The sequence below is a fragment of the Bosea sp. (in: a-proteobacteria) genome, assembly GCA_023910605.1.
Classification (GTDB): domain Bacteria; phylum Pseudomonadota; class Alphaproteobacteria; order Rhizobiales; family Beijerinckiaceae; genus Allobosea.
Map to the genome: position 1 here is coordinate 2,368,152 of JAAVVV010000001.1, position 12,679 is coordinate 2,380,830.

General features: G+C 65.4%; 7 protein-coding genes. 5 read left to right on the forward strand and 2 right to left on the reverse strand.

What is annotated here, in order from left to right; genetic code table 11:
• Window positions 1–430 precede the first annotated feature (430 nt).
• From HEQ16_11400 to HEQ16_11410, 3 genes are all read left to right on the forward strand, one after another.
• Window positions 431–1,663, forward strand: a complete 1,233-nt coding sequence (locus HEQ16_11400; protein MCO4054632.1) for an N-acetylmuramoyl-L-alanine amidase — start codon at window positions 431–433, stop codon at window positions 1,661–1,663.
• A gap of 147 nt (window positions 1,664–1,810) precedes the next feature.
• Entirely contained in the window at window positions 1,811–4,252 is a 2,442-nt protein-coding gene (locus HEQ16_11405) for a penicillin-binding protein 1A (protein MCO4054633.1), read from the forward strand.
• Between the two features lie 114 nt (window positions 4,253–4,366).
• A protein-coding gene (locus HEQ16_11410) for a peptide chain release factor 2 (protein ID MCO4054634.1) occupies window positions 4,367–5,498 on the forward strand; the annotation gives its coding sequence in 2 pieces (ribosomal slippage) (window positions 4,367–4,435 and window positions 4,437–5,498; 1,131 coding nt in all).
• Between the two features lie 44 nt (window positions 5,499–5,542).
• On the opposite strand, the gene HEQ16_11415 is transcribed toward HEQ16_11410, so the two are convergent.
• The gene (locus tag HEQ16_11415; protein ID MCO4054635.1) at window positions 5,543–6,799 is read right to left on the reverse strand and encodes a M23 family metallopeptidase; all 1,257 of its coding nucleotides are present in this window, start codon (window positions 6,797–6,799) and stop codon (window positions 5,543–5,545) included.
• 147 nt (window positions 6,800–6,946) lie between these two features.
• Entirely contained in the window at window positions 6,947–7,420 is a 474-nt protein-coding gene (locus HEQ16_11420; protein MCO4054636.1) for a peroxiredoxin, read from the reverse strand.
• 147 nt (window positions 7,421–7,567) lie between these two features.
• On the opposite strand from HEQ16_11420, the gene HEQ16_11425 reads away from it, so the two are divergent.
• Both HEQ16_11425 and guaA read left to right on the forward strand, forming a co-directional pair.
• Window positions 7,568–10,963 (forward strand): AsmA-like C-terminal region-containing protein, encoded by a 3,396-nt coding sequence (locus tag HEQ16_11425; protein ID MCO4054637.1) that lies wholly within the window; start codon window positions 7,568–7,570, stop codon window positions 10,961–10,963.
• Window positions 10,964–11,011: 48 nt separating this feature from the next.
• A complete protein-coding gene (gene guaA / locus HEQ16_11430) occupies window positions 11,012–12,568 on the forward strand; it encodes a glutamine-hydrolyzing GMP synthase (protein MCO4054638.1) in 1,557 nt (518 codons plus the stop codon).
• The last annotated feature ends 111 nt before the right edge of the window (window positions 12,569–12,679 follow it).

The window sequence follows — 12,679 nt, forward strand, 5'->3', positions numbered from 1 at the left end:
AACGAGACGGTCGAAGCAGCATGCGCGCGCTCACGCGGCGCGTGCATTGTCTCCAGACGGGATAATTGACGCCTTCGCGCCACAGCCCTCGACATTACGACCTAAACCTGAAGCATGCCGCGCTGCGGCAGCCCGTAAATCACGCTTGCAACGCGGCGGAGGCACGGTCACATCCCGTGTCCGAATCCGCCCGGTCGCTCGCGATCCGTTTGACCAAGGCTCACAGCGCAGTCGATGATGGCGTGAAAGGGCACGGTCGGCATCGATGTCGCGAACCCGGATCGCCAGCCCTAACGTGTGCTTAAACGGTCCGGGATCAAATGACGCTGCGCTGCGTCCTGATTTTCAATACAGACAGACCATGGTGATTGGCAAGTCTCGTGACCTGATCCGCCCGGCCTCGCCGGCCCGATGCGCACCGCGCGCCTGCATGGCAGCGCTGGTTCTGCTCGCGCTTGCGTGCCTGGCCGCGCCGTTTTCCGCCGCTGCGCAGACCGCGCAGCTGCTGGCAGAGGCGGCATCAGCGCCGGTTGTGGCCGTGGATCCCCGGCTCGAGGCGACCGAAACCACCGCACGGTTCACCGCGACCTTGTCGTCGCGCGTGGTTGTCTCGTTCGAATCGCTGTCGCAGCCGCGTCGGATCATCGCTGAGTTGCCGGAGGTGAACTTCCAGGCCAGCTCGGGCCCGGCGCGCCAGATCGGCCTTGTGCGCGGGTTCCGCGCGGGGCTCGTGGCGCCGGGCCGGTCGCGAATCGTGTTCGATCTCTCCGGCCCTGCCCGGATGGCGTCGGTGCGGCAAACGATGCGGAACGATGGCGTCGTGGACCTCGTGATCGAATTCGAGACGCAGGGCGCCGCCCAGTTCGAGGCGCAGGTTGCTGAAGGCGCAGCCAGCCGCGCCGCCGCGGCGCTTGCGCCGCTCGTCATCGCGCCGCGGCCTGAGTCCGACCGGCTGCCGCTGGTTGTGATTGATCCGGGCCATGGCGGCATCGACCCCGGCGCGGTTTCCGGCAGCGTCATGGAGAAGAGCCTGGTTCTGGCCGTCGCACTCAAGCTCAAGGAAAGGATCGAGGCCCGAGGCGTGGCTCGCGTGATGATGACGCGAGCCGATGACCGGTTCCTCAGCCTGTCCGAACGCGTGCGCATTGCGCGCGAGGCGAGGGCCGATCTGTTCGTTTCGCTCCACGCCGATTCGCTGTCGGCCGCCCAGGATGTCCGCGGTGCCACCGTCTACACAGGGTCCGAACGGGCGACCGACGCGGAATCGGCCCGGCTTGCGCAGAAGGAAAACGCGGCGGATGCGATCGGCGGCGCCGAGACGGGCGAGCGCGGGGAAGAGGTGAACGACATTCTGATGGACCTCGCGCGGCGCGAGACGCGGGCGCAATCCGGCGCTGTCGCGGCCCGGCTTGTCACGGAGATGTCCGGCGCCGTGAGGATGCACCGCGTTCCGCAAAGGGCTGCGGGATTTCGGGTCCTGACGGCGCCGGATGTCCCCTCGGTGCTGATCGAGCTTGGCTTTCTGTCCAGCCGCAACGATATGGCGTTGCTGACCTCGGATGCATGGCAGCAGCAGGCCGCCGAAGCGATCACCCGGGCCGTCATCGGCCATTTATCTGGAAAAATCTCACAACCGCGGCGCGGTGCCTCGATTTCACCTTAACAGTGATCTAGTGTGGATTCGCGGCGGGCTCCATGCCACCGCCGTTGAGTTACTGTTCATAAACCATGCTCATAACTGATGGTGGGCGCACATTCGCTCCGCGATGTCCGGCATGGTGCGGATGATCGGTTTCTGCAGAGGCCCTGAATGCGGTTTGTCCTTCGGTTTTTCGGCTGGCTGTTCGCAGCTGGCGCCGTTCTGTTCCTGATCGGCGTCGCCGTCGTTGGCGCGGTCGTGTGGCATTACTCCAAGGACCTGCCCGACTACGCGCAGCTGCGGAACTATGAGCCGCCGGTGATGTCGCGCGTCCATGCAGGCGACGGCAGCCTGATAGCGGAATACGCCAAGGAGCGGCGGCTTTATCTCCCGATCCAGGCCGTCCCGAAGCTGGTGATCAACGCCTACCTCGCAGCGGAGGACAAGAATTTCTACCGGCACATGGGGGTCGACCCCGAGGGGCTGGTGCGCGCTGTTGTCGCCAGCTTCCGCAACAGGGGCACGAACCGGCGTCTTCAGGGCGGCTCTACAATCACGCAACAGGTCGCCAAGAACTTCCTCGTGGGCGATGAACGCTCCTTCGAGCGCAAGATCCGTGAAGCGCTGGTGGCGATCCGTATGGAAGCTGCCTATTCAAAGGACAAGATCCTTGAGCTTTATCTGAACGAAATCTACCTTGGTGCGGTGACGCCTGGGCGCCTGAGCCACGGCATCGCCGCCGCCGCGCTCGATTACTTCGGAAAGTCGGTGCACGAGCTGCAACTGCATGAGGCGGCTTATCTCGCAGCCTTGCCGAAGGCGCCCAGCGAACTGCATCCGTTCCGCAATCGCGAGCGTGCCATGGAACGGCGCAATTATGTGCTGGACCGCATGGCGATCGATGGCACGGCCACGCGCGAAGAGGCGGAAGCCGCGAAGAAGCTGCCGCTTGGCGTGCAGCCGCGCAACATCTCGCCCAACAACATCGCGGCCGGCTTCTTCGCAGAAGAAGTGCGGCGTGACCTCAATGAGCGCTATGGCGAGAAAAAGGTGACTGAGGGCGGCCTGTCCGTCCGCACCACCATCGATCCCAGGATGCAGCTCATGGCCCGCAAGGCGCTCGTCGACGGCCTGGTGCGCTACGACGAGGCGCGCGGCTGGCGCGGAGCGATCCAGAAGCTCGAGTATTCTGGTGATTGGGGCCCGGCTCTCGCTGCCCTGCCGTCTCTTGCAGATGTGCAGCCCTGGCGTCTTGGCGTGGTTCTCGATGTCGCGAGCGATTCGGCCCGGGTGGGGCTTCAGCCCCGCCGCGAGGCCGGCAACCAGGTCGCTCCCGAGCGCGATATCCTGACCGTGACCGTGGACGGTCACCGCTGGACGCGCCGCAACATCCGCCAAGTGCTGTCGGCAGGCGATGTCGTCTATGTCGAGCCGGTGGAGAACCGGCCGGGCCTCGGCCGCCTGCGCCAGATCCCGGAGGTTCAGGGCGCCATTGTCGTGATGGACCCGCATACAGGCCGAGTCTTCGCCATGGTGGGCGGGTTCTCCTATGACCAGTCCGAATTCAACCGCGCGACGCAGGCGCTGAGGCAGCCGGGCTCGTCCTTCAAGCCGTTCGTCTACGCCACCGCGCTGGACAATGGCTACACGCCGTCCAGCATCGTGCTCGACGGCCCGATCGAGATCGACCAGGGGGGCGGCCTCGGCGTCTGGAGGCCGGACAACTATGACGGCAAGCCGGCAGGCCCGCGCACGCTGCGCTACGGAATCGAGCAGTCCAAGAACCTGATGACTGTGCGGCTGGCCAAGGATGTGGGGATGCCGCTCGTCGCCGAGTATTCCCGCCGGTTCGGCGTCTATGATGATATGTTGCCGGTGCTGTCGATGTCGCTGGGAGCCGGCGAAACCACGGTCATGCGCATGACGACCGCCTATGCCATGCTGGCCAATGGCGGACGCCGCATCAAGCCGACGCTGATCGACCGCATCCAGGACCGCTGGGGCGCAACGATTTACCGCCATGACGAGCGCGTCTGCGAAGGCTGCTCTGCCGAAAGCTGGAACAACCAGCGCGAGCCGCGCCTTGTCGACAGTCGCGAACAGGTTCTGGATCCGTTGACGGCCTACCAGATGACCTCGATGCTTGAAGGCGTTGTCCAGCGCGGCACGGCGACGGTGATCCGCGATGTCGGCAAGCGTCTTGCCGGCAAGACCGGCACCACCAACGAGGCGAAGGATGTCTGGTTCGTTGGCTTCTCGCCCGACCTTGCGGTTGGCGTCTATCTTGGTTTCGACAAGCCCAAGTCGCTCGGCAACTCGGCCACCGCAGGGCAATATGCTGCCCCTGTGTTTCGCGACTTCATGCGGGCCGCGCTGCGCGACAAGCCTGACACGCCGTTCCGTGTGCCGGCCAACATCAAGCTGATCCCGGTCGATCCGCGTACCGGCATGCGCTCGAGCGGGCAGGGCGGCTTTCTCGAAGCGTTCAAGCCCGGCACAGCTCCGCCGGACAGTTATTCGATCATCGGGCTGTCGGCCGCCGGGCCGCGCGGCATCAGCGTTTCGCCCGAGGCCGAGCGCAACCTGCGCGCCGGCACCGGCGGGCTGTATTGAGCTCCGCCGCGCCCGGCTTTACACGGCGTCGGCGCGACCTTAAGTGAAACCCGGCCGGGTCGCGATGCGATCCGGCCGCTCCGTTTCCAGACATCGAAAGAAGCTTGCCGCGCCATGCGTCCCGAAATCGAGGCCCTTGCCGAAACCGCCAGGCAGTCCATCGGACTGCTGAGGAGGCATCTTTGACTACGATACGGCGACAAAACGTCTGGCTGAGCTGAACGCGCAGGCTGAAGATCCCGATCTGTGGAACGATGCCGACCTTGCGCAAAAGATCATGCGCGAGCGCACCTCTCTCGAGGATCAGATCAACGGCATCGCCAGGCTCGAGCGGGACCTCGATGACGCCAGGACCCTAATCGAGCTCGGCGATATCGAAGGCGATCAGGCGACTATCCTCGAGGGCGAGGAGGCCATGCGCGCGGTCCATGCCGAGGCGGCGCGCCGTCAGGTCGAGACCCTGCTCTCCGGCGAGGCCGACGGCAACGACACCTATCTCGAAATCCATCCCGGCGCGGGCGGCACCGAAAGCCAGGATTGGGCCGAGATGATGCTGCGCATGTACACGCGCTGGGCCGAGCGGCGGAAGTTCAAGGTCGAGCTGATGGAAAGCCAGGCCGGGGACCAGGCCGGCATCAAATCCGCAACGCTTCTGATCAAGGGCCACAACGCCTATGGCTGGCTCAAGACCGAATCGGGCGTACACAGGCTGGTGCGCATCTCGCCATTCGATTCGAACGCGCGGCGCCAGACCAGCTTCGCATCGGCCTGGGTCTATCCGGTCATCGACGACAAGATCGTCATCGATGTGAAGGAATCCGATTGCCGGATTGATACCTTCCGCGCGCAGGGCGCTGGGGGACAGCACATCAATACGACCGACTCGGCAGTCCGCATCACGCACCTTCCCACGGGCATCGTAGTAGGCTGCCAGCAGGAACGCTCCCAGCACAAGAACCGTGCCAAGGCCTGGGACATGCTGCGAGCCCGCCTCTTCGAGCTCGAACTCAAGAAGCGCGAGGAAAAGGCCAACGCTGTGGAAGCCTCCAAGACCGATATCGGTTGGGGGCACCAGATCAGGTCCTATGTGTTGCAGCCCTATCAGCTCGTGAAGGATCTGCGCACCGGCGCCACCTCAACCAGTCCGGGCGACGTGCTCGACGGAGCGCTCGATCCGTTCATGGAGGCGTCGCTGGCGCAACGTGTCTACGGCACGACGGTGGGAGATGTCGGGGACGTGGACTGAGGCCATAAAGGCCAGCGGCGCGCCCGCAGTCAGCCAGGTTGGCCTCAGTCGCGCGCAAAGAAGCGCTGGCCGGCCTTGAGGAAGCGCTGGGGATCGACGGCCTCGCCGTCCATCCGGGTCTCATAATGAAGATGCGGGCCGGTGGAGCGGCCCGTCGAGCCAACGCGCCCGACAAGCGCGCCTGCCGCCACCTGTTGTCCTTCGCTGACCAGAATCTGCGAGAGGTGGGCATAGCGCGTTGTCAGTCCATAGCCGTGGTCCACCTCGACCATATTGCCGTACCCGCCATTGTATTCCGCTGTGACGACCCGCCCTGCGCCTGCCGTGAGGACGGGCGAGCCGGTCTCGGCGCGAAAGTCGAGGCCTGTATGCATGGCGAGGCCGCGTGTGAACGGATCAAGCCGGTGGCCGAACGGGCTGGTCTGCTCGGCGTCGGCACTGATGGGCCGCCGGACGGGCAGGGCGCCCACCACCTGTCGCAGCTTCTCTACCGCTTGCAGCCTGGGCTGGAGCCGGATCACGCTCGCCTCGAATGGGCTGGCCTTCGGATCGATGTTCGCAGGCACGAACGGCCCGCCGACGGCGGGGGCTCGCTGTGTGGCAACCAGACGGTCTGCTTCGAGCCCGACCTCCGTGACGACCGAGCGCAGCGCCTGATGCGCGCTGGTGACGGACGCCTCGATGCGGCCAAGAGCCCTGATCTGCGCGGCAGAGACCTGGCCGAGGCCCCGCTCGACCTTGCCCAGGCGCGCATCGATGGGAGACGGCGCCGCGATCGCGCTTTGCTCCCAGGCACCTGCGGCCTGCGACGTCCGCGCTTCGCCCTCACGTCGCAGACCGGGGATTTCCGGCACGGGCATGGGCCGGCTGAATGGGACGAAGCTCGAGATGCTGGATGTCGTGGAAGCAGACGGGCTCGCCGGGGTGGAGGCAAGCGGAGCCGGCGGAGCTGAAGCCCGCGCTTGTCTTCCTGAAATCAGCTGCTGGCTTGACACGCTGTCAGCGAGCGCCGCCACGATGGCCTGGCGCGTCTCCAGCTGGCTCTGCCGCGTGACGAGTTCCGCCACGCGCGCTTCAATGCCATCCTGGTCCACGAGCTGACGGCTCGAGAGCTTGTCGATCTCGGCCTTCAGCGCGGCGATGCGATCTTCATAGGCATATTGCCGCGCCGTCTCGCGCTTGATCATGTGGCCCGTGAAATTGTCCCGGGCCAGGATGAGCCATGTCGCACCCGCGCTCCATCCTGTCAGGATGGTTGCGGCGAAAAGGCCGGCGACGACAGTCGAACGACGAACTGTCACCAGTGCGTAGTCATATCTTGAGGAAGGCGGAACTTTTGACACGCGAGTCACCACAGCCAGAACGGATATGATGATTACGCCCGATTAGGGTTAATCCTTTCCAAATGCGGCCGGGGCAATCGCCGCGCGGACTTCCCGTTCAAATGGTCAGGCTGCGGAAAGCTTCTGCGCAGCGGCCAGAACCTCTTCGGCATGGCCATCGACCTTGACCTTGTTCCAGATGGCGGCGACGTCGCCGTGCGAATCGATCAGAACGGTGGTGCGTTCTATGCCCATGTACTTCTTGCCATACATGCTCTTCTCGACCCAGACGCCGTAAGCCTCAAGCGCAGACCTGCCTTCATCTGCCGCCAGGGCGAAGTTCAGGTCGTATTTCTTCTTGAACTTGTCGTGGCTGGCCACGCTATCCGCAGACATGCCAATGATCTCGGTGTTGGCGGCCGAAAAAGCCCCGCGCAGCCCGTTGAAGGCGATCGCTTCCTTGGTGCAGCCGCTGGTGTCATCCTTGGGGTAGAAATAGAGTACGACGTGACGGCCGCGCAGTCCCGACAGGGAGATGGTCGAGCCGCCATCGGCCGGGAGCGTGAAGTCGGGTGCCTGGGCTCCAACTGACAGGGTCATCATGCCTTCCTTTCGTCGGGATTGTGGTGCTTCTCCGAGAGCTGGATATAGTGCGCCGCGAACTTCCGTGAAGGTGCGATTCATGGCTCCGCGCCTGCGCTCCCGCTCCCCCATCGGCGATGGAAACCTGGCCCGTTGACACCGGATATGCCGCCACCTGCGCCCACGGCGCCAGCTGCAAAGGCACGCAAGACGGGGCGGCGGACGCGGCGTGACCTGCTGGGTCTGGTCGCCGGGGTCATCACCGCCACAAGCGTCATCGTCTTCGTCCTGGCGGCCGCCGCCGGCGCGCTCTTCGTCTCGGGCGTGGTTCCTCTCACTGGGCTGCAACATTATGTGGCGGCTGATTTGCAGAAACGTCTGGGCGATGGCTGGACCGTGTTCACCAGCAAGGCCGCGATCGTGCGCCGTGACGGCCACGCGGCGCTTGAAATCCAGAACGCGGAGTTCCGCCACAGCTCCGGGCTTCGGATCAAGGCCCCGGACGCCCATGTGCGCTACAATCCGTGGTCGTTGCTGCGTGGCGGCGTTGACATCAGTTCGGTCGACATTCACGGCGTGAACCTGCGCCTGCAAGTGGACGCGAGCGGCGCGCTCACGCTCGATGCCGGGGAGGGCGCTCTGCCGCTCGCGAAGGCGGCTGTGCCGCAGACGCCCGAGCAGGCGAACCTCGGCGTGATCGAGCAGGCGGGCGGGATCATCGGCACGCTGCTGGAGAAGGACGGAATCCTGCCGGGCCTCGACCGCATCGCGCTGACAGGAGCAAGGCTGATCCTGGTCGCGCCCGATGGCCGTGAACGTGTCGGCCTCGAGAACGTGGCGATTCATCTCGACCGCACGGCGGATGGCCGCGCCCTGCGCCTGAGCGGACAATCGCAGTCCGGGCCGAAGGACATCATTTTCTCGCGCAAGCCCCATGGCGACTCGGGTCAGCGCATCGAGCTTGCTGTCAGATCTTTCCAAATCGACAAGGTCGAGAGCCTGTTCATGGGAACAGGCGGCTCGATGATGGCCGGTTTCCCGCTTTCGGGCACCATCAACCTCATCGAGGAGACGGGAGTGCCGAAGCGCCTTGAGGGGGATCTGGCGCTAGGCCCGGGCCGGATACGTTCGCCTGATTCCGGGGCGCTTTCGATGGGCATCGATCAGGCTCGTGCCCGCTTCAACGCCGACGCCGCCTTGAAGCGGGTCGAGGTGACGACGCTCGAGGTGATGCGCGGCGCCACGCGCTTCGCCGTCACCGGCGCCTTCGAGCGCAGCTCAGAGAATGACTGGCGCGTTTCCGCGACAGGAGCCGGCCAGTTCGCCGGGGAGGGACCCGACGCGCCGCAGCCGGTCACGGAACTGCGCGCGCTCATCGAGGGAACAGGTCTTGATGTCGCCGAGATCAAGTCTCTCAGCGTGCGCGGTCCAAACCTCGATTTTGGCGCGGCCGGCCGTGCTGTCAAAACCGCCGAGGGCCCGGAGCTTCATGCGCAGCTAACGGCGAACGCATCCGACGTGAGAGGGCTTCTGGCAGGCTGGCCCAACCTTGTGTCGCCCATCATCCGGCAGTTGCTGGTCGACCGCGTGGAGAAGGGGACCGTCGACACCATGACCTTGCGCGTGGCCATGCCGCCAGCGGCGCTGCGCATGGTGCGCGCAGGCGAACCGACGCCGGATGAGGCCATACGGGTCGACGTTGCCGGGCGCGGGGTGCGCTTCGTCATCGGAGAAGGCATTCCCAAGCTCACGGATGTGGCGCTGACGGCGGTCGGAACTGGCCGCACCCTGGCCGTGCAGGCCAGCGGCGCGAGCATGGACCTTGCCCCGAACCGCAGGCTTGCGCTCAGCGAGGGCAGCTTCGCCATCGCTGACACATGGGCGGAGCGCCCGATCGGCACATCGAGCTTCCGCGCGACCGGCGGGGTCGATGCGCTGGCGGCGCTGCTGGCCGTGCCGGCCTTCAGGGAGGCCGCGCCCGGACAGATCGACCCTGACAGCATCAAGGGGCGCATCGACCTGCGCACGCAGGTTGCGCTGCCGCTGATTGAGGGCATCACCGCTGCCGATGTGGCCGTGCAGGCGGCAGGGACAATCGCTGGCCTCTCAGCCGAGGGCGTGGTCGGAAACGAGAGATTCGATAACGGCTCGCTGGCTGCGCAATATGATCGTGGCGCACTGTCGCTGCGCGGCGATGTGCGTGTGGCGGGGGCTCCTGCACAGGTGGACATCCGGCAGGATGCGAAAGGCATTGGCGAGGCCGTTCTGACCATGACGGTGGACCAGGCAACCCGGCAGCGCCGCGGGCTTGGCCTTGGCGGAACCGTGACGGGGCCGGTCGGCCTGCGAGTCGTAAAGCCTCTGGGCCGCAAGCCCGACGCATCGCCGCGCTTCGAGATCGATCTGGCCCGGGCGGCCATCGATGGGCTTTTGCCAAGCTGGACCAAACCGGCCGGCCGTCCCGGGCGGCTGAGCTTCACGCTCGTGGCAGATGACGATGAAGGGCCCGACCTCAACGACATCAACCTCGACGCATCGCCAGTCCTGATCCGCGGCAAGGCCTCGCTGGGGACAGATGGCCAGCTCCAGAAGGCATCCTTCACGCAGTTCCGGCTGGCGACCGGCGATGACATGAAGGCCGAGATCCGGCGCGATGGCAACGTCAGCAAGATCACCATCCGCGGCGCCGTGGCGGATGCGCGGGCTTTTCTCAAGCCGCCCGGCGGAGCCGCGCCGCGGCGGCCGGCCGATGCGCCGCCCGATGTCGATCTCGATCTGGCGGTCCAGATCCTGACGGGCTTCAACAGCGAGGCGATCGGCAATGCTGCGCTGAAGCTCGGCATGCGCGGCCGCGAGATGCGCCAGCTCGAATTCTCCGGACGGATCGGCCGCGCGCCCGTGACGATCCAGCAACTGCGCGAAAGCGAGGGGCGGATCTTCAGGGTGCGCAGCGCCGATGGCGGCGCACTGCTGCGCTATGCCGACCTCTACACGAGGGCTTTCGGGGGCGAACTTGTGGTGGATGCGCGGCCAGGCAATGACGGCATGGCGGGCGGAATCCATTTCAGCGACTTCACCGTCCAGGGAGAGCCGGCCCTGCGGCGCGTGTTGGCCGAACAGTTTACACAGCCCGGACGAAGCGCTGGCCGTGGCGATGCAGGAACCGAAGTGCGCTTCACACGGCTCAAGGGCAATTTTATCCGCACTCCGGGCCGATTCGAAATCAAGGATGGCGTGATCTGGGGCAACGAGATCGGCATCTCGGCGCAGGGCTCGATCGACTATGCCCGCAACCGCGCCGACATCGCCGGCACGTTCGTGCCCGGCTATGCGCTCAATAACGTCTTCGCCAAGGTGCCGCTGATCGGACCGCTGCTCGGCGGCGGTCAATATGAGGGCCTTTTCGCGATCAATTTTCGGATCGCCGGTCCTGCAACGGCGCCGACCATGACAATCAATCCGCTGTCGGCCATCGCGCCGGGAATACTCCGTCGCTTCGTGGACCCGATGGGCGGCGTGCCGAGCGGCGATGGCGCTGCCCTGCGGCTTCCGGAGCAATGACAGGGCCTGGCGGTTGCGCCCCTGCCGCCGATGGCGTAACGCACCGCCATGGCCCAGCATGACACCATCCTCATCGTCGATTTCGGCTCCCAGGTCACGCAGCTTATCGCGCGCCGCGTGCGTGAAACCGGCGTGTATTGCGAGATCCACCCATTCCAGTCTGCACAGTCTGCCTTTGACCGGCTTCGCCCCAAGGGCGTGATCCTGTCGGGCGGCCCAGCCTCGGTGACGGAAGAGGGCAGTCCCCGCGCTCCTGCAGGCATCTTCGAGGCCGGGCTTCCGGTTCTGGCGATCTGCTACGGCCAGCAGACTACGGCCGTTCAGCTGGGCGGGCGGGTTGAAGGCGGCCACGCCGCCGAGTTCGGCCGCGCCGAGGTCGCTGTGCAGGCGCCGAGCGCCCTGTTCGAGGGCGTCTGGCAGGTTGGCGGCCGCTATCCGGTCTGGATGAGCCATGGCGACCGTGTGACCGTGCTGCCCGAGGGCTTCACCGTCAAGGCCGTGTCCGAGAACGCGCCCTTCGCCGTGGCCAGCGATGAGGACCGCAAGATCTACACGACGATGTTCCACCCCGAAGTGGTGCATACCCCTGATGGCGCGGCGCTGCTGCGCAACTTCGTGACGCGCATCGCAGGCGCCTGCGCGGACTGGTCGATGGCTGCGTATCGCGAGGAGATGATTGCCAGGATCCGGGCACAGGTCGGCTCGGGCAAGGTGATCTGCGGGCTGTCTGGCGGCGTTGATTCGGCGGTCGCTGCCGTACTCATTCATGAGGCCATCGGCGAGCAGCTCACCTGCGTGTTCGTGGATCACGGGCTGATGCGCCATGCCGAGGCAGAGCAGGTCGTGTCGCTGTTCCGCGGCCATTACAACATCCCGCTGGTGCACGTGGACGCTTCGGACATGTTCATCGATGCGCTTCAGGCCTGCGGCCCTGATCCTGAGGCCAAGCGCAAGACCATCGGCAAGCTCTTCATCGACGTGTTCGAAGCCGAGGCGACGAAGATCGGCGGCGCCGCCTTCCTCGCGCAGGGCACGCTCTATCCGGACGTGATCGAAAGCGTGTCCTTCACGGGCGGGCCGTCCGTCACGATCAAGAGCCACCACAATGTCGGCGGGCTGCCTGCGCGCATGAACATGAAGCTGGTGGAGCCTCTGCGCGAGCTGTTCAAGGACGAGGTGAGGGCGCTCGGCCGCGAACTGGGCCTGCCGGAGGCGTTCGTGGGTCGCCACCCCTTTCCCGGTCCGGGGCTTGCCATCCGCTGCCCGGGCGAGATCACCCGCGAGAAGCTCGACATCCTGCGCAAGGCCGATGCGATCTATCTTGAGGAAATCCGAAGGGCGGGCCTTTACGACGTGATCTGGCAGGCATTTGCCGTGCTGCTGCCGGTGAAGACCGTGGGCGTGATGGGCGATGCCCGCACCTATGACCATGTGCTGGCGCTGCGCGCGGTCACATCGGTGGACGGCATGACGGCCGATTTTTTTGAGTTCCCCTGGGATGTCCTAGGCCGCTGCGCGACGCGGATCATCAATGAGGTAAGGGGCGTGAACCGCGTGGTCTATGACGTGACCAGCAAGCCGCCGGGGACGATTGAGTGGGAATGATTTTTGCCCATCCGAGCGCATCCGAAACTACGCCAGAATGCGACGTAACCACCTGAAACATAAAAACAATTCGACCGACATCTATCGGTAGCTATCGGTGGGCATCAAAAC